This window comes from Bradyrhizobium sp. AUGA SZCCT0177 (assembly GCF_018130125.1).
Classification (GTDB): Bacteria; Pseudomonadota; Alphaproteobacteria; order Rhizobiales; family Xanthobacteraceae; genus Bradyrhizobium.
The window spans coordinates 227,451-246,334 of sequence record NZ_JAFCMA010000009.1 but is presented as its reverse complement, the minus strand read 5'-3'; the positions used below and the strand labels follow the sequence as shown (position 1 = coordinate 246,334).

At 58.4% G+C, this 18,884-nt stretch carries 13 protein-coding genes and 1 pseudogene; 10 read left to right on the top strand and 4 right to left on the bottom strand.

Going from position 1 to position 18,884, the window contains the following annotated elements:
- Positions 1-30 precede the first annotated feature (30 nt).
- Both JQ597_RS13460 and JQ597_RS13455 read left to right on the top strand, forming a co-directional pair.
- On the top strand, positions 31-6,117 hold the full coding sequence (locus JQ597_RS13460; RefSeq protein ID WP_502754425.1) for a beta strand repeat-containing protein: 6,087 nt from the start codon (positions 31-33) through the stop codon (positions 6,115-6,117).
- Between the two features lie 286 nt (positions 6,118-6,403).
- The gene (locus JQ597_RS13455; protein WP_212264739.1) at positions 6,404-6,859 is read left to right on the top strand and encodes a hypothetical protein; all 456 of its coding nucleotides are present in this window, start codon (positions 6,404-6,406) and stop codon (positions 6,857-6,859) included.
- Between the two features lie 244 nt (positions 6,860-7,103).
- Here the strand turns inward: JQ597_RS13455 and JQ597_RS13450 are convergent, their stop codons facing one another.
- Positions 7,104-7,268: a hypothetical protein gene (locus JQ597_RS13450; protein ID WP_212264738.1), complete on the bottom strand. Its 165-nt coding sequence runs from the start codon at positions 7,266-7,268 to the stop codon at positions 7,104-7,106.
- Positions 7,269-7,321: 53 nt separating this feature from the next.
- Positions 7,322-10,444, bottom strand: coding sequence for a GAF domain-containing protein (locus tag JQ597_RS13445; RefSeq protein ID WP_249147797.1), 3,123 nt, complete (start codon positions 10,442-10,444; stop codon positions 7,322-7,324).
- A 95-nt stretch (positions 10,445-10,539) separates the two neighbouring features.
- Here JQ597_RS13445 and JQ597_RS38475 point away from each other — a divergent pair.
- Together JQ597_RS38475 and JQ597_RS13435 are read left to right on the top strand one after the other, a co-directional pair.
- Positions 10,540-10,773, top strand: a pseudogene (locus JQ597_RS38475) (tripartite tricarboxylate transporter substrate-binding protein); the annotation flags it as partial.
- Positions 10,742-11,089 (top strand): GrlR family regulatory protein, encoded by a 348-nt coding sequence (locus JQ597_RS13435; protein WP_312011942.1) that lies wholly within the window; start codon positions 10,742-10,744, stop codon positions 11,087-11,089. The pseudogene JQ597_RS38475 and the gene JQ597_RS13435, both read left to right, overlap by 32 nt.
- 635 nt (positions 11,090-11,724) lie before the next feature.
- On the opposite strand, the gene JQ597_RS13430 is transcribed toward JQ597_RS13435, so the two are convergent.
- Positions 11,725-12,702, bottom strand: a complete 978-nt coding sequence (locus JQ597_RS13430; RefSeq protein WP_212264758.1) for a tripartite tricarboxylate transporter substrate binding protein — start codon at positions 12,700-12,702, stop codon at positions 11,725-11,727.
- Positions 12,703-13,024: 322 nt separating this feature from the next.
- Here JQ597_RS13430 and JQ597_RS13425 point away from each other — a divergent pair, with 322 nt between their 5' ends.
- Together JQ597_RS13425 and JQ597_RS13420 are read left to right on the top strand one after the other, a co-directional pair.
- Positions 13,025-13,183: a hypothetical protein gene (locus tag JQ597_RS13425; RefSeq protein WP_212264736.1), complete on the top strand. Its 159-nt coding sequence runs from the start codon at positions 13,025-13,027 to the stop codon at positions 13,181-13,183.
- Between the two features lie 113 nt (positions 13,184-13,296).
- Positions 13,297-13,854 (top strand): LabA-like NYN domain-containing protein, encoded by a 558-nt coding sequence (locus tag JQ597_RS13420; protein ID WP_212264735.1) that lies wholly within the window; start codon positions 13,297-13,299, stop codon positions 13,852-13,854.
- A gap of 676 nt (positions 13,855-14,530) precedes the next feature.
- Here the strand turns inward: JQ597_RS13420 and JQ597_RS13415 are convergent.
- Complete coding sequence (locus tag JQ597_RS13415) at positions 14,531-14,728, bottom strand: hypothetical protein (RefSeq protein WP_212264734.1); 198 nt, start codon at positions 14,726-14,728, stop codon at positions 14,531-14,533.
- A gap of 1,059 nt (positions 14,729-15,787) precedes the next feature.
- Between JQ597_RS13415 and JQ597_RS13405 the strand changes: the two genes are divergently transcribed.
- The 4 genes from JQ597_RS13405 to JQ597_RS13390 all read left to right on the top strand — a co-directional run bounded on the left by JQ597_RS13405 (position 15,788) and on the right by JQ597_RS13390 (position 18,701).
- The gene (locus tag JQ597_RS13405; protein ID WP_212264732.1) at positions 15,788-15,985 is read left to right on the top strand and encodes a hypothetical protein; all 198 of its coding nucleotides are present in this window, start codon (positions 15,788-15,790) and stop codon (positions 15,983-15,985) included.
- A 102-nt stretch (positions 15,986-16,087) separates the two neighbouring features.
- Positions 16,088-16,591, top strand: coding sequence for an A24 family peptidase (locus tag JQ597_RS13400; RefSeq protein ID WP_212264731.1), 504 nt, complete (start codon positions 16,088-16,090; stop codon positions 16,589-16,591).
- A 1-nt stretch (position 16,592) separates the two neighbouring features.
- Positions 16,593-17,489 carry a Flp pilus assembly protein CpaB gene (gene cpaB, locus JQ597_RS13395; RefSeq protein WP_212264730.1) on the top strand — a complete coding sequence of 299 codons (897 nt, stop codon included), beginning with the start codon at positions 16,593-16,595 and terminating at the stop codon, positions 17,487-17,489.
- 24 nt (positions 17,490-17,513) lie between these two features.
- Positions 17,514-18,701: a CpaE/TadZ family protein gene (locus tag JQ597_RS13390; protein WP_212264729.1), complete on the top strand. Its 1,188-nt coding sequence runs from the start codon at positions 17,514-17,516 to the stop codon at positions 18,699-18,701.
- Positions 18,702-18,884 lie beyond the last annotated feature (183 nt).

The following is an 18,884-nucleotide window of genomic DNA, read 5'->3' as shown; positions in this document are numbered from 1 at the left end:
GTCACCATCACCGGCTCCAACGATGCGCCCGTGGTTTCCGCCGCGGTCGTGGCCACGGTCGACGAGGATGACGCCAACCCGGCGACCATCAATCTGCTCGCCAACGCCTCCGACCCGGATCGCACCGACGATGTCGACAGCGCCGCGCTCACCGTCGCCGTCACCGACGGCACCTGGGCCCCGGCCGTGGTCTATAGCGTCGACAACGAGACCGGCGCGCTGACCTTCGATCCGAACCAGTTCAACGCCCTTGGTGTGTCCGAGAGCATCGAGCTGACCTTCAGCTACAACGTCGTCGACGGCGAAGGCGGGGTCACCCCGACCACCGCGGTCGTCACCATCACCGGCTCCAACGATGCGCCCGTGGTTTCCGCCGCGGTCGTGGCCACGGTCGACGAGGATGACGCCAACCCGGCGACCATCAATCTGCTCGCCAACGCCTCCGACCCGGATCGCACCGACGATGTCGACAGCGCCGCGCTCACCGTCGCCGTCACCGACGGCACCTGGGCCCCGGCCGTGGTCTATAGCGTCGACAACGAGACCGGCGCGCTGACCTTCGATCCGAACCAGTTCAACGCCCTTGGTGTGTCCGAGAGCATCGAGCTGACCTTCAGCTACAACGTCGTCGACGGCGAAGGCGGGGTCACCCCGACCACCGCGGTCGTCACCATCACCGGCTCCAACGATGCGCCAACGGTTACGGCGGGCGCACAAAGCGTTCAGCTGGTAGAAGCTGGCGTGGCGCAGCCCGGCACGGCTTCGGCCAGCATTACGCTGACCAAGACTGATCCGGATAGCGGCGATACGGCGGTCTACGACGCCACGGCACTGACGACGAACGGCTGGGCGACCAGCAACGGTGGGGTGACCTACACCAGAACGGGCTCCTACGGCACCGCGACCTTGACGACCGCGAGCGGCGTGCTGAGCTACGCCCTGGACAATAACGACACCGACACCAATGCCCTGGCGCAGGGCGCGAGTGTCAGCGACAATTTCACGGTCTATGTCAACGACGGCAGCACCGGCACCGCCAGCACGGTGGTGAACTTCGCCATCACCGGCACCAACGATAACCCGACGGTTACGGCGGGCGCGCAGAGCGTCCAGTTGGTCGAAACCGGCGTTGCCACAGTGGGCACAGCTTCGGCCAGCATCACGCTGACCAAGGTTGATCCTGACACCGGCGACAGCGCGGTCTACGACAACACAGCGATGACCACGACGGGTGGCTGGGCGACCGGCGACGGCGGGGTGACTTACACCAAGACCGGCATCTATGGCACCGCAACGCTGACCACGGCGACCGGCGTGGTGAGCTACGCGCTCAACAACGTCGATCCCGACACCGACGCGCTGGCAGGCGGCGTCATCGTCGCCGACAACTTCACGGCCTACGTCAAGGACGGCAGCACCGGTACCGCCAGCACGGCGGTAAGCTTCCGCATCACCGGCACCAACGACGCGCCGGTTGTCTCCGGCTTAACTGTCACCGAAACGGCAATCAGTTTTGTCGCAACCGATCCGGACAACGCTGGCTTGTCATTGAGCAGTCCGTTTGGTGCAACCTTCGGCAATCCCACGATTACTAGCGGTGCTACGACAACGCTAACCCCGAGTGTGCAGGCGAGCGCGGTGTCTGGCACGCTTCAAGTGACAGACGGCAGCGTAACAGCCGCGGTGGTCGGTCTCTACCTCGGCACCGGCGGCAACGACTCCGCCACCGCGCCATTGGCAACTGCACCTAATGCAATGTACGGCTTCGACGGCGACGATACGTTGACCGGCGGCAGCGCTGCGGACCGCATCTTTGGCGGCGCGAATAATGACACGATCGTTGGCGGCGGCGGAGCCGATTTGCTGGTCGGTGGCTCGGGCAACGATACAATGAGCTATGAGGCAGGTGCGACGATTAACGGAGACGCGACCTCCGCGGCAGCAGGCACGGATGGTGACACGCTGGTCCTGACGCAAGCCGTCAATATAAATCTGTCTCTTGCAAATCAGGATACGTCGACTGTCTCGACAGTCGCCGGATTCGAGAACGTAGATGCATCAACCCTGTTGTCTGCCGTTACCTTGACCGGTTCGAGCGGGGCTAACATTCTCAAGGGCGGATCAGGAGCAGATACACTGACCGGAGGGGGCGGTGCTGACACGCTGACTGGTGGCGCAGGGAACGATACCTACGTCTATGGATCGACACCGGAGGCGGCCGCCGGCGAAATTATCGTCGAAGCCGTTAGTGGCGGAACGGACACCATACGCACGACTGCCATCGCCGACCTGAGCGCCTTGACGGTCAATGGCGCGGCCGATCTTCAAGGGGCCTCATCGCTGGGTATCGAGCAAATCCTGATTGCCGCCGGCAGCTCCGTAACCTTCAGCGGCGCCCAGCTCACCGGGAATACGATCGCAATCAACGAATCCACGACTGGAACAACCAATCTCGTCATCAATGTTGCCTCCGGAGCAACGAACACGTTCGCCAACCTGACGTTTGCTGCATTTGCCGGCGGCGATGCTTTTGATAACGGCACCGATACGATCACCATCAACGGAGCGGCAGGCGCCGAAAACATAACCGGCACCAGTTTTGCCGACACGATAACAGGACAGGCTGGAAACGATACACTGATCGGTGGAGCCGGCAATGATACCTATATTTTCGGTCTCTCAGACGGGGTCGATACGATCACCGACAGCAACACGGATACGATCGTGATTTCGGCTAGCGGCGCCGAATTGACCGGCCTGAATATTCTGGATAGCTCCACCGCCTTCGATACGGGGAATCTAGTTATTACGTTCAATGGCCAGCAGGTTAGTTATGCCAACTTCTTCGTTGGCACGAATAACATCAATATCAGCTTCAGCAACGCGACGTTCGTCGGATATCAATTTGGATCCGGCAATTACCTCGTTAGCCAGGACGAGGCAGATCCAATGCTCGGAACGGCGGGAAATGACATCATCGCCGGCGTGACTGAATCTGACCTGATGGACGGTGGGGATGGCAATGACATCTTATTCGGCAATGGCGCCACCATTGCGGGCACTTTTGACAATCTGAGCGGCGGCAATGGGAATGATTTGTTAATCAGCGCCAATGCCAACGACCAGTTGAACGGCGGTAACGACGATGACGTTCTCATCGGCGCGGGAGGTGCCGACACGCTGACGGGTGGTGCAGGGAACGATACCTACGTGTACGGATCGACAGCGGAGGCGGCAGCCGGCGAAAATATCGTCGAGGCCGTTAGTGGCGGCACTGACACCATACGCACGACCGCCACCGCCGACCTGAGCGCCTTGACGGTCAATGGAGCGGCCGATCTTCAAGGGGCCTCATCGCTGGGTGTCGAGCAAATCCTGATTGCCGGCGGCAGCATCGCAACCTTCACCGGCGCCCAACTCACCGGGAATACGATCGTAATCAACGAATCGACGGCAGGAACTACCAACCTCGTCATCAATGTTGCCTCCGGGGCAACGAACACGTTTGCCAACCTTACGTTTGCTGCATTTGCCGGCGGCGATGCGTTCGATGATGGCGCAGATGCCATCACGATCAATGGTGCCGGCGGTGCTGAAAACATTACCGGCACCAGCTTGGCTGACAATATCAGCGGTGGCGCTGGTGCCGACACGCTGACAGGAGGTGCGGGCAACGACACCTACAGCTACGCTTCGACGGGGGAAGCGGCCGCCGGCGAAAATATCGTCGAAGCGATCAACGGCGGGACGGACACCATACGCACGACGGCTACGGCCGACCTCAGCGCTCTAACCGTGAATGGCTCGGCTGATCTTCAGGGAGCAGGGGCTTCGCAAGGCATCGAGCAAATCCTGATAGCGAGTGGCACCACTGCGACCTTCAGCGGGGCCCAATTGAACGGCAACACCATCGCCGTCAACGAATCGGCGGCTGGCACCACCAATCTCGTCATCAATGTTGCCTCAGGCGCAACCAACAGCTTTGCCAACCTGACCTTCGCGGCCTTTACTGGCGGCGATGCGTTCGATGACGGAGTAGATACCATCACGATCAATGGTGCTGGCGGTTCTGAAAACATTACTGGCACCAACTTTGCCGATGCGATTATTGGCGGCGGTGGCGCGGACACTATCAACGGTGGCGGTGGCGGTGACCTTATCGCCGGCGGCACGGGCAACGATAACCTGACCGGCGGAGCAGGGGATGACCAGTTCAGGCTCCGTACCGACGGTAACTTAGATACCATCACCGATTACACGGATGGTAATGACAAAATTGGTTTGCTCGGAGGAGCCGTAACGGGTGGGTTTACCTTCGGGAACACGGTAGCAAGCCCGTCCGGCACAACGCTGGCCAGTGCTGACCTGACCACGCGAGCAAGTATCACGGGAGCAACTGGTATCGACGCGGGCAACGACGACAATCAGGTTATTGTCATCACCGGCTCTCAAACCGCAACTCAAATCCAGAATGGCACCGCCTCTGTTGGCGGTGGCAGCGCAGACAATCTCTATGTCGCAGTTTTCAATTCGACGACCGGCAAGGGCGAGATCTGGTTTGACAGCAACTGGAACAACGCCAGCGGCCGAACGCAAGTTGCGACGCTGGACAATGTCACGACGCTGGCTGGTATCTCCGCGCTCACCAACGCGGACTTTGTCGTCTACAACGGCAGCGTTGCTCCGGCGGGTATTGCGGGCAGTCCCATCAATCTCGGTTTGACTGATCCTGTTGCCGGCCACCTTGGCGATATTGCGGTGACAATTGATGGCATTCCTTCTGGTTGGACAGTGAGCGGGGGCACTGAAAACGGCAATGGTAACTGGACGATGGTGACCAACAACGTCGCGTCGCTGTCGATCACTTCAGCCGCAAATTACAGCGGCGCTCTAGTGGTCAACGTCAAGGTAACCTGGACCAATATCGATGGCAGCAGCGAAACTGCAATTGTCGCCGACAACGTCGAAGTCTACGCGGCCGGTAACCCAATCTTCGCAATTTCGGGCGACGACAACCTGACCGGCTCCAGTGGCCACGACCTGTTCGTTTTCGCCCAGCCGATCGGCCATGACGTGATCTACAGCTTCGATATTGCCTCTGATCAGATCGATCTGATTGGTTATGCCGACTTCACCGGCTTCGGCGATATCCAGGCGCATATGACTGACAATGCTGCCGGCGACGCCGTGATCACGCTCGCCGATGGTCAGTCGATTACCTTAAAGGGGGTCGCGGCCGCTTCGCTCGATGCGAGTGACTTCGTGTTCGACCAAACCCCGGTCACGGAGAACGCCGGCAACATGGTGATCAGTGATGGCGCGATCCTGCCTTTGAGCGGCATCATCAACAATACTGGGACAATCGAGCTCAACTCGACTGGCAGCGAGACCGACCTTCAGCTGATACAGCATGGAATTACCCTGCAGGGGGGCGGCCACGTCGGGATGTCGGACAGCGTCGGAAACGTCATCAGTGGCACCGTTTCGGATGTTACGCTCACCAACGTCGACAACATTATCGAGGGTGCGGGTCAAATCGGGGCCGGCCAGCTGATCCTCATCAACGAGGGGACCATCATCGCTTCCGGTACCAACACGCTCGAGATCGATACCGGATCGAACATCATCATCAACGTCGGAACGCTTGAGGCCACCGGCAGCGGCGGCTTGGTCATAGAGAGCAATGTCGAAAATTCAGGTCAGCTATGGGCCCATGGAGGTGACATCACGGTCCATGGTGATGTGACTGGAAACGGCACGGCATTGATCGATGGCGTAGCCACGATCGAGTTCGCAGGCGCGTCTTCTACGAACGTTACCATTGATGCGGATGCTACCGGCACACTGAGGCTTGGCGACTCCTTCGACTTCAGCGGGTTGGTATCCGGTTTCAACGCGGATGATCACTTTGACCTTGACGATATCGTCTTCGGATCCAACACCAGCGTGAGCTATGTCGAGAACGAAGCGGGCAACGGCGGTACGCTGTCGGTAACAGACGGAGTGCATGCCGCAAACCTTGGTCTGCTTGGCCAATACTCGGCAGACGGCTTCACGCTGGCCTCGGATGATATCAGCGGCACGCTCGTTTCCTATCGAGACCAACTGCATATCTGAGAGCGATGATGAACTGAAGTCGCCATTGGCGGGACCCTAACTTCGAGCGACGGCGTTCACACCGCCAACATCTCGTTGCTCGGCGACTACTCGGCGGACGGCTTCGCATTCTCTGCAGACGATACGACGGGCACACTTCTGTCATACCGTCACGATCTGATCTAGCTGACCGACGGAATTCTCTGGGTGCGGTGCGGAGCTGATGGGGCGATGCCCGACGATGGTTTTGGAAGGCGAGAAGGAGTATGACCAGGGCAGGGGTAGGCTTGGCCTGGAGCGTTCATAAATGGCGATCAGGATCGGCGAGGTAAAGTCGTCCAGCCTTTCGGATGACAAGAAGGAAGTCATCGTCGGCGGAAGTGGGAAGTATATTGGCGACGTAGAGCTGAAAATCGCGCGCGAGTGCCTGGGCGATTTTATCGATGCCCTCGTCAGCGCGCGGGGGACGCTTGAGCCAACCCCTGCAGTAGCACTTCCCAGTGCGGACTCCGCCGTGGTTCCCGAGCGGAATGCTCGATCGGGAGGCAACCCGAATGAAGTCAGATTTGAAATCCCGAAGACCTTCGCCGTGACGGCGGACACCGAGGGCAGGGGCCTGGTCCTGCTTATTCTCAATCACCGGCTGGAAAACCAGCAAGGATATGCGCTGTCCCCGGATGCCGCAAGACAAGTAGCTGGGGGGCTGACCAAGAGCGCGGACGCATTGCAAGCATCCCCGGTTGCCGGCGAACCAAACAAGTGATGGCGTATCGTCCGCGCGTGTGATCGTTTTTCTAGTCATGTGATGCTTACTATTCAACGCACATCCGTATTGGGCACAGTCCAAAACCTTCCGGAGCTGCGTGGAAATTTCGATTTAGGCCGGAGCGATTTCTAGAGCAACGATGCGGTCAATCCTTGCTCCAGAGTGCTTCCTGTCGGGAGGCAAATGCTCCCTGCGAGTATATAATCGCGTTCATTGGCAAATGCGCTTGGGCCTTCAAATATCAGATCGTTTCAGACCCATCGGAGAATTTATCATCAGCATCTCCACCAAAAATAATGTCGTTTCCTGAACGTGAAGCAATGAGGTCGTTACCCCCCACCAGCGCGAATAACATCGTTCGTGCCGTTGTTGCCGTATAGGAGTTCGCCTTGATCAGAGTCAACATGGCGAGACAGCATCTTCGTATCGGGCTCGTCGTCAACAATGAGACAAGAAAACTCAAGAATTTACGCCGGCTTTCCTGATGGTTGTTTTGCGCGGAAGTATGACCCTAAATTCAGTAAACCGACCGGGCTCGGTGTTGACCTCGATCGAGCCCGCGTGTTGGTTAACGATAATGTCGTGACTCAGTGATAGACCGAGGCCGGTGCCTTCGCCAGGCGGCTTGGTAGTAAAGAACGGGTTGAACATCTTTTCCTTCACCTCAGGCGGAATGCCGCTACCGTTATCGCGAATTCGGATTTCGACGCAATCACCAAGGTTTTTTGTGGCGGCTGCGAGTGCTGGCTCGTAGACATCATGACCATCCTCCGCCTTGCGTTTCATCGCCGCGTAGAAACCGTTGGAAATCAGGTTGAGCAGCGCGCGTGTGATTTCCTGCGGCACCAAATCGGCTTCCCCCGCGGCTGGATCGAAGTGCTGATCCAGCCTGATCTGAAAACCGTATTTTTCGGCGCGCGCGCCGTGATAGGCCAAATTGAGACTGTCTCCAACCAGCGAATTAATGTCGACTGGCCGGCGGTCCCCCGAAACTTCTCGCGAATGCAGCAGCATGTTCTTGACGATCGAATCGGCACGCTTACCGTGCTGCACCACTTTTTCCAGATTGCCTTTCAACAGCTTCGCTAGCTCGTCCGTTTCCGCTCGTGTTTTCGCGTCGAGTGGCGCCGGCTTGAGCGCATCGCCGAGTTCGTCGACCAGTTCGACTGACAAAGCGGAAAAATTATTGACAAAATTAAGCGGGTTCTTGATCTCGTGTGCAATGCCCGCAGTCAGCTGGCCCAGGGAGGCCAGCTTCTCGGTCTGCACCAACCGATCCTGCGCGGCCCGCAGTTCTTCCAGCGACGCCGCAAGCTCCTTCGTGCGTGCTTCGACCTTTTCGAACAGCCGCACGTTCTCGATCGCGATAGCCGCCTGGTCGGCGAAGGTGGTCACCAGCTCCATCTGTTTGTCAGTGAACGGCCGCGCCTCCGAGCGCGTGAGAACTAGAACGCCGATGGCTATGCCTTCGCGCATCATCGGGACACCGAGGATGGTACGGAAGTCGCCCAGTCGCTGACCTTCGGTGAAGGTGTAGTCCGGGTCGGTCGTTACATCTGGAATGTGAACGATCACCCCTTCAAGAAGCGCCCGTCCGGTCGCGGACCCGCGATCGGCAGCAACAGGAACGCTTCTTGCGTAGTCCATGAAATCGTCGGAGAATCCGAAGTGTTCCGCGCGATAGAATTCGCTGCCTCGCTGACGGGTAATCGTCGCCTTGTCAGCATCGCACAGCCTGGCTGCGGACTCCACAAGCGTACGCAAAACGGTCTGCAAGTCGAACGTCGAGCGGCTGATGACTTTCAGTACATCGGCAGTCGCGGTCTGCTGCTGCAGAGATTCCCGTAAATCCTCCGTGCGTGCCTGCACCTCGTCGAACAGCCGCACGTTTTCAATCGCAATCACCGCCTGGTCGGCGAAGGTGGACACCAGCTCGATCTGCTTTTGCGTATAAGGCTCCGGCACTGTCTTAGCCACGAAGATCACGCCGACGACCTCGCCGTCGCGCAACATGGGGGCACCCAAGGCGGCGCGGTAGCCGCCGATCTTTTGCGCCTCGCTCCAAGTGTATTCTGGATCAGCCAGCACGTCCGCTACGTGCACAACGCGTCCTTCGCATGCGCTTCGTCCCGAGATGCTGCTACGGTCAATGGGCACTTCCCGGCGCAGAAAGAGCTCCCTAATGCGTTCATGGGTTGCCGTGCCATGGCCAAAGCTTGATTTGAATCGCAAAAAATTTCCATCGCGCTGGAATAGCCATGCATGATCCGCCTCACAAAGACGAGTAGCGGATTCCACCAGTGTGTCGAGCACCGTCTGCAGTTCGAATGTCGACCGGCTGATGACCTTCAGCACGTCGGCTGTTGCAGTTTGCTGCTGTAGGGATTCCCGCAAGTCTTCGGTGCGAGCCTTAACTTCGTCGAAAAGGCGAACGTTTTCGATTGCAATCACCGCCTGGTCGGCAAAGCCCGAAAGCAGCGCTATTTGCTTGTCCGAGAAGGGTGCGACCGCTTTGCGGCACAGGCTGAAAACTCCGATTGGGTCGCCTTCTCGCAGTAGCGGCACACCGAGGAAGGTGCGGTAGCCTGCTTTTTTCTGTTGTTCGCCATGGGTGTATTCGGGATCGGCCAGCACGTCGACTACTTGGACGGCTCTCTTCGCCAGCAGCGTTCGACCCACCACGGTACCGCGTTCGGGGCGGAGCGGGATTTGTCTGGTGTACTCAACCCAGTCGGGAGGAAAGTTGTAGCCTGTCACGTGGTAGAAATGGCCGGATCCCCCTTGCCGCGTGATCGATGCCATATCGGCATTACAAAGGCTCGCCGCGGTTTCGGTCAGCGCCTCAAGCACGGCCTGCAGATCAAAAGTCGAGCGGCTTATCACCTTCAGCACATCCGCGGTGGCGGTCTGCTGTCGCAACGACTCTCGCAAATCCTCAGTGCGCGCCGTGACTTCGTCGAACAGGCGGGCGTTCTCGATAGCGATCATCGCTTGATTGGCGAACGTCGTCACCAAATCGATCTGTCGATCGGTGAACGGTTTTACGAGGGCGCGCATAAGGACGATCACCCCAAGCGGGGCGCCGGCCCTCTGAAGGGGCACGCCGAGGCTGGTACGATATCTGCCTGCTTGCTGATAATCCCGCACCTGGTATTCGGGATCGGCAAGGCAATCGGGGATATGAACGGTTCTGCGCTCCAGTGCGGTCCGGCCAACGAGGGAGCCGCGACTAGGCGGAAGTGGATGCTGCGCTGCATATTTCACAAAGTCGGCCGTCGTATTGTTGCTGGCAGCCATGTGATAATTTCCGTCCCGGAATTTGTAGATCAGTGCGTATTCCGCTTCGCACAGACGGCTCGCCGTCCGGACGATCATATCGAGAATGGGTTGAAGTTCTGAAGCCGCGTTGTTAATGGCGGCCAGAATGTCGCCGGTGGCCTTCTGCCGTTCCAGCGCCTCGGCAAGCTCGCGCTTCAGCCGTATCGTTTCTTGGCCGGCGCCGACACCCCTCGAGGGCCTCCGCGGTGTCGAAGCCTTGCCTTTCTTGATTGCCTTGCGCGCCATTTTTTGGCGCTTAGCCATCCCGGTATCACACCCTTCGCAAATTTCTGGAATTAGGGCGAAGCATACTCAATCACCCGTCGCCCGTATAGGTCGGTCACCCGGCTCTAGCCGTCACCGGGCCAGCACGCGCCGGAGCTTTGCCTGAGGTACCGACGCTGTCTGAGGCAGGATTTCCCGATATTGTAGGTGACAGCTGGGTGGGGGTGCTCTTTCCCGCCGGTACGCCCGAAAAAATCATCACATTGCTTCCGGCTGTCCAACAGGCAGCGCAACAATGTAGGTTCATCGCCAGTTGGGCAACCGTGGACAGAAACCGTGCTGATCAAAAACGGCCTTTACTCTGTTAGCATCGAAATGAAAGACGCCAGGCGCGGACACGCGACCGGCGTTATCATCCTTCTCAACGGTCAGATTTTGGGAGGCGATTCGCATTTTTATTACACCGGCTCCTATATTTTCAGAAACGGGAAGTGGCGCGGCGAACTCATTACTCGGGAGCATACAAAGGTAGTTGGCTTAAACATGTTGTTTGGGGGCAGGGAAGTGTGCTGCGGTTTCAGTGGCATCTATTCCAACGGCGCAGCGGAGGTAAGCGGTACCGCCTTAGTGGGGAAGATGAGCATATTGTTTGACGCCGTGCTGCAGTTCCAGGCGGCGCTCTAGAGGAGGGCGCTTCTGCTACTCAGTCCGAGATACGTTACAGCCTCGCTCAAGGTCTGAGCTTGGCGCCTTGCTCGCCCATGCCACGCATCCACCTGGACCAGACGGATGACCTTAGTGGGAGCGACCCATTCAAATTTGAGGATCTGGACGGCTCGCTTCAAGATGAGTGAAGTCAGAGCCACTCGATGCCGATCGTTGGCCGGCAGGAATCGTTGCTGAGGTTTTCTATCGCAATACGGGCGTCACCGAGCTGTTCGATGGTGCCAACAGACCAACTTGCCTGCACAGCGGCGATGATCTGCCGATCTTAGGCTTGAAACAGGAGAGGTTCAGCGTAGCATTGCCCTGATAATTTACATCGAATCAGGAGCGAACAATGGCCAAGGGCAAAGACAAGCCGAGCAAGCAAACTAAGAAACCAAAGTCCGACAAGCCGAAGGGCTCAGGCTCGTCGTACCAGCAGGAAAAGGCGAGCGGCAAAAAGGGCTAGGGCCCTGGCGCTGACCGGCCCAACTCACCACGTCTCTCCGTGAGGGTGAAGCAGACTTCCCGGCTGCGTGTCCTGATTTCTCAGTTGATCCAACTCGGGCATCGGATTGTACAGGCTCGGTTTAGAATCCGGTGGCGTCCCGGCACTATTCAGCCTTGATACCCGCGAACTTGATCACCTTCGCCCACTTTTCGGTGGCATCCGAGATGATCGTCCTGAATTCCGCAGGCGAGCCGCCAAGCGCTGTGCCGCCGAGCTCGACGATCCGGGCTTTGACTTTATTGTCAGCGAGGCCGGCATTGAGCTCCTTGTTCAGCATATCGATGATGTCCGCCGGGGTGTCCCTCGGCGCGCCAATGCCCGCAAAACCGCTCGCCTCATAACCAGGCACGAAGTCTCCCACCGTTGGAACGTCCGGCAATACGTCCAGACGCTTCGCGGTCGTTACCGCCAGGGCGCGTAGGTTACCCGCCTTGATATATTGGATCGACTCGGATACCGGAGCAAAAATCACCTGTATCTGGCCGCCGACCAGATCGGTGGTCGCGGGCGCGCCGCCGCGATAAGGCACGTGGACCAAATTCACCCCGGCCATCATCTTGAAAAGTTCGCAAGCAATGTTTTGCGGGGTGCCGGGGCCGGCCGACCCGTAGTTGACCTTGCCCGGGTTGGCCTTGGCGTAGGCGATGAATTCAGGGATCGTCGTGGCGGGGACCGACGGATGCACCACGACGACGTAGGCCAGCCGCGCGGAGCAGACAACCGGCGCGATGTCTCGGATGAAGTCGAAATTGAGATTGCTGTACAGCGCGGCATTAATCGCGTGCGGGGTGACAATTTGCAGCAGTGTGTAGCCATCGGCGGGCGCTTTGGCGACCGCCTCGGTGCCGATGTTGCCGCTGGCGCCGGCTCGGTTCTCAATGATGAATTGCTGGCCGAGGCGATCCGATAGCCATTGACCCATCAGCCGCGCCTGGATGTCGGTAGCCCCGCCGGCGGCAAAGCCGACGACAATGCGCACCGGCCGGGACGGATAGGCTTGCGCCAGCGCAAGGCGGGGCACGGCCGGCAATGCAGCAGCGCTTACAGCCAGCTGCAAGAATGTGCGGCGGGGAAATTTCATGATGCTTCCTCCACAGGGCGCCGCGTCGCGGATTTGCAATCCATCTGGACGCAATGTGGGAACAGACTACACCGGTCTTGCAACGAGGTGGAAGGGTCATGCGTCCTCTTGGCGCTCTCGAGGAATAACAACCCGTAGATGTGGTAACACCGTCTGATTATGTGGGCACAGTGGAAGTCGTCAGCGCGCGGTGAAACCGACGCGAATGCCGTAGCGGACTGCCACGATGGCCACGTTTCTGGATAGCCCCTTTTGAAATGTCGATACCAGACAGACTGGACCGTGGAATCACGGCTAGTGTTTCTGTTGCGGGGAGCAGCAGATGCAGGAATACCGCGCCTATGTGATGGGCCATGACGGGCATATCCAAAGCTCTCGCGCCTTCGTATGCGAGAATGACGATGACGCCAGCGCATGGGCAAAGCAGCTAGTTGATGGCCACGATGGCATGGTGCGGAACCCGGCTGGTAGCGACATTTAAGCGTAACGCCGCGATGCGGCAGCAGTGGACAACGCACACCACCCGCCAGGCAATCTTAGTTTCACCGTAATGCACCGCGGTCGTGCTATGGGCGATCAAGGGAGCTTGGGGCGATGATTCCTTCCGAAAAATTGGCGCTCTTTGTCGATGGCCCAAGCCTCCACCACACGGCGAAAGGCTTGGACTTCAGCATTGATTTCAAAAGGCTTCTCGCCGAGTTCGGGACGCGCGGCGTGCTCGTGCGTGCATATTACTACACGATCATCGCTGAAGAGTTTAAAACTACCCGGCCCCTCATCGACTGGCTCGACTATAACGGTTTCACAGTGCGTACGAGCTCGGTCAAAGAGTTCGATGATGGTCAGGGCCGGCGCAAGTTCAAGCGCAATATTGGTATCGAACTCGCAGTCGATGCGCTCGAGATTGCGAAGCATGTAGACCACATATTGTTGTTTTCTGGGGATGGTGATTTTCGTCCCCTGGTGAAAGCAATCCAGCGGCTCGGACCTCGCGTCACAGTCGTATCAAGTATGCGAACAAAACCTGCGGTGGTCGCGGATGAATTGCGTCGGCAGGCGGATACGTTCCTCGAATTGGATGACCTCAAGGCTGCGATAGGGCGGACAAAGGAGGAGAGCAGAATGCGTAACCAGAGGGATGAGTTCTCGTAGGGACAACATTCCCGCGGGCATTCTGGGACCTGCCTCTAAGTTGAAAACCGATCGAGCATTAGTCTTTCATGCGTTACTGGCAGAATTGGTTGTAAAAGTCGGTTGCTGCCGATGGATCGGGATACTCAAGAATGAGATAATTCCAGTGATTATGCGCCGGCGCGGATTTAGTTGTCGCCGGCTAAGAAGAGCAATCCGCAAACACGCCGGGAAGTCAAACGGGACGACCGCAATCACATAAACGAGATCGGTGCGCTCTAGCGTCGTCATTGCAATCGAGTTTCCAATGCGACACCGATGAATCACCTTCGCGCCAGATCAGGCGGCATCGTCGGATCGTACGTTTGTCGAAGCTAACTCGAAGTTTAACGGCAAGATCGAGATATCTCGCATCCGAATTCGGCGCCCACTCGTCACGTCGCGAACACAGCATGCGCGCAATCCTGTCCTGCCCGTAATCAAAATCAGCGCATCGCAATGCGCGTCCTGCCACCTGGTCGCCGATCGAATTCGTCTTCCCGATGTTAATCTCGCCGCGAATGTCGGACATCTCGGAGGCCGGCAACACCTACGACGTCGGGCCGCCGTAGCTTCTCGGCCGCAGGGGTTGGCTGAGGGCCGCACGGGTACCGACGGATCAGGAGAAGCGATTGTAGGGTCAACCGCCGTGATTGGCTTAGGCAATGCGCCTGGTCTCGTACCAACGTCGATTGAGGTCCTCGGGTACGAGTCCGAGCTGGACGATCAACTCCCTCGAAAAGATCGACTGGAGCGCCTTCACCTTGCTTTTCCTTCCAAAGCGAGCGAGGGCTTTCTCGTCCTTGCCCATGATGACCCCGGCGTCGGACCCGCCGATGAAGTCAGCGTGGGTCACGCAATGCAGCCGCGCTGACCTCGAGACTCTGCTTGAGGCTCTGGGAAATCCCGCCGACTTCCCGAATAGCCTGCATCCTTCGGAATTAGGCTGGCGACTTTCCACTCGAGTACGTGATTTATTGGAGCCCGCTTGCGTTCATTGAAACGCTCCTCGACTGCGGGGCAAATCCCAACTACCCGGATCGAGGCGGATTCCCCTCACTCATCGCGGCGCTCTCGACCGACCGGCCTGACCGGCTTGAGCTTCTGCGCCTGCTGTTGTCGCGGGGCGCCGATACCGCGCAGCGCGGATCGAATGACTGGACGCCGCTGTTAGGATATCCCAGTCAAAGGCCTGTGCGGGAAAGCCATCGAGCACGAGACCCCCGGCAGCCCAGAAACCGATGAAGTCCGATGGATGCCGGGGGCGTTCCGATCTTAAATCCACACGTGCGCAAGATCCGCCATCAGGCAAAGCGTCAGGTTCATCGCGCACAATGCAAACAAACCTTCCGGAGCTGCGCGGGAATTTCGACTTGGATGGAGCGCTTCGAGAGTAGGGCGAGGCGGCCATGCGAAATACTTGCTCGGGAGCGCTTCCTGTTCGTAGACGCGCGCTCCAATGCAACGCGCAGAGAGAAGTGTCCATAATTGAATTGTTCGCACTCTCGATCATGCGACGGCTTCGGTTTCAGATAGGTAATTGATGGCTGAATGACCAAGGTGCATTTGACCGATGTTGCGCTGGCGATGCTAACGAGGTTGTGCGGTACTGGCCTTGCAACGTTCGCACGCCGCGTACGGTTCCGTAAGCATTAGCCGTATTTATACGGGACGACGCGTCTCAGGCGAGTTACCCCGAAATTGCTGCCGAAGGCGATCCGTAATTGCTTTGGCGGCTCAGCATGTTGCCCGGCGATGACACCGGTATCGTACGGATTAAGGATGATTGCCAAAACTTTGCATAAACATTGACTTAGCCCCCGCCTTAACACAAAATTTACCCAGTGGTTTCCGGGCTCCTCCGCACCACTGAATTGGAATTTCAAAACTTAACATCAATTTCGGAGGCGTTAATATGCGTAATTTTCTCAATGACGTGAAGACCCTCTCCAAGGACCAGGACGGCGTGGTGTCGTTCGAATACATTATCGTCGCGGCTTGTATCATCGGCGCAGTGGTTGCGGCGTTCGGTACGGGAACAGGTGGTGCTATCGCGACGGCGCTGTCTGGCGGGATCACCGCTATCACAGCCGCTTTCACCGCGGCCGTGTAATACAACCACCTGATCGGAGGGGGGCATCGGAATGTGCCCCCCAGTTTTAAATTTGCCCCGAGCTTAAATTTATTAATGTGCCCTCGCTTTTTGAGGCATTTCATGAGTTGGATTGCTCCCACAGCCTCGTTACTGGAAATCCTGTTGTTGCTCTATGTCGCGACGATCGATATCGCGACACGATTGATCCGGAATGAAATCTGTCTGGTGCTGGCGCTGCTCGGAATCGCCGGTCAAGCCAGCCCGATGCAGGTTGCCCAATCGCTGATCGTTGCGACAATCCTGTTCCTGCTGCTGCTGGTCATCTACCAGCGAAGAATGATTGGCGGCGGCGATGTCAAGCTGCTGGTCGCCTTGGCGATCGGTCTGCCCTTGGTCGGAGTGATTCAATTGTTGACTGTAACTGCGCTGGCCGGCGGCGTTCTTGCCCTGGTGCATCTGATTATGCGCGTGCTGCCACAACCCAGGCTGGCGCCAGCGGGATCGTCTTTCGTACGCCGGGTCTACGCGGTAGAGCGCTGGCGCCATTTGCGACACGCACCGCTTCCTTACGGTGTTGCCATAGCGTGCGGTGGTATTTGCACCGTTTTCAGCAAAGGACTTTGACATGTCATCTACTTTGCGTCTCTCGATCATCATGGTGCTGTTGCTCGCAACCACCGCGCTCGGGCTTATTGCCTACAACATGAACCAGTCGAAAGTGCAGGTCCCGGTCGTAGAGGTCACGGTGAAGGCGCCGGAGCCTCTCACTGTCGGGTACTTTGTCGCGGCCCGTCCGCTGCCGAGAGGGACGCTGGCCCGCGATGAAGATTTCACAGTGCGCTCGGCGCCGTCGGGCAGTGTTCCAGCAGGAGCGATCCTCGATACGCCCGACGCCAAGATCGGAATTCGCGGATCTCTGGTTCGCAGTTTCCTCGACACTGGCAGTCTGGTCACACCCGAAGACATATTGCGCCCGCGAGAACGGGGTTTTCTCGCCAGCGTCCTGGCACCGGATAGCCGTGCCATCAGCATCAACGTTGATGCGGCGTCCGGTGTCTCTGGCCTGATCTGGCCGGGTGACTATGTGGATGTCGTGTTGATCCAGGAGCCGTCGACATCGGGCGAGGATAGAACAGCTCAACAGCATGGCACGCTGAGTGAAACCGTTGCTCACAATGTTCGAATTGTCGCGATTGACCAGGAGATCGTGCAAGGTGGCCCATCCAACAACTCCGCGGCAGGTAAGGTAGCGCGCACCGTCTCGTTGCAGCTTGCGCCGGACCAGGTCAAGAAAGTCGTAGTCGCAGGACAGCGCGGAAAGCTCACCTTGGCGGTACGGTCAGCGGTCGATCGCCAGGATAGCGGGGACACGGACACCACGGTGGTGGTCTATGCGCGCAATAACGGCACGAAATACTCAGTCAGGAGAGACGATGCAGGGATTGCGCGCCCTGTGTTGAGCAGCAATGCGTCGCCGGTAATTACCCCGTCAGCGCCGGTCGCTTCGGCCGTACGTCGGTAGGAGGAGGTAGTGGTGAGCGTTAACATGGCAATCGCAAGTCCGCCTGAAGAAACTGCGTCTCTTGCAACGCGCAACCAAATCATCTGTTTCGTGAACGATGAGTTGAGTGCAGCGGCTCTGCGCAAAGGCCTCGACGGTAGCAACCTGACGATCAGGCGTGGCACGATCCGCAATGCCATAAAGATGCTCGAGACCGACACCGAGCTATTCGCCCTGGTGGCAGACATCAGCGGAATCGATGATCCATTTACGGAACTGGAAAGGTTGGCCAGCGTCTGCCCACCCGATGTCCAGGTGTCGCTGATCGGTGAGAGCAGGGAGATCACCTTCTACCGCGAGCTTATGGAACTCGGCTTGACGGAGTACCTTCCGAAGCCGCTCACGCGCGATATCGTGCTGGCCCAGCTGCGCCCGAAGCTGCTTGGCGACGTGGCGCCCGGTGCGGCCGATCGCGGCGGGCATGTGATCTCGATCTGCGGCGCGCAGGGGGGCGCTGGAGCAACCAGTATCGCTATCAATCTCGCCCTGCAACTGGCCGAAACCACAAAGGCCAAGGTTGCGCTGCTCGACCTTCATCTACAAAACGGCGAAACAGCGGTGATGTTGGGTGTTCGGCCCGGGCCGGGGCTGCGCATCGCTCTGGAAAACCCGATGCGGGCGGACACCTTGTTCCTCGAACGCGCGGCCATCGATATCAACGAGCGCGTTTGCCTGATTTCCGCCGATGAGGACCTGGATGCGCAGCTCGACATCACCGAAGCGGGAGTGAGACACGTGCTGGGTCTGCTCCGTCAACGCTTCAATTACATCGTTGTCGATATACCCGTCCCGTTTCCGCCATCCATCCATCCGGTGATCATGCTTTCTCGCCACGTGCTGGTGCTGCTTGAAGCGGAGGTGACCGGACTTCGCAATGCCCACGCACTCCGCACCGCCGTCACCAACATCGCCGGCAAGGATCGGGTCTTTACTCTGCTCAATCGTGCCGATCGTGCCGGGGGGCTTCCCAGGGCCACAATCGTCAAGGCCTTGGGCGCAGAACCGGACATGGTGATTCCCGATCTCGGCAAGGGGATGACCCAGGCGGTCAATCTCGGAATTCCAGCTCTGAAGCACGTATCAAAACTGCGACGTCACCTCGCCCCGATCGTACGGGAGATTGCTGGTGTCGGCGCCCAGCGGAAGGGATGGTTCAGGAGGCTGTTCAGGTGACGAAAAAATTTGGTACGCGCGAACGCGACGACACGCCAACCCGTTTACCTGCATTGACGCCAAAGGACGGCGCGCCAACTCGTTTGCCTGCATTGACGCCAAGCCGCGATGAACCTTCGAGCGAGCAGCCCGTGGTGCCAACTTCGCTGCGCGAACGAGACGTGATGCCAGCGTCGCCGCGCG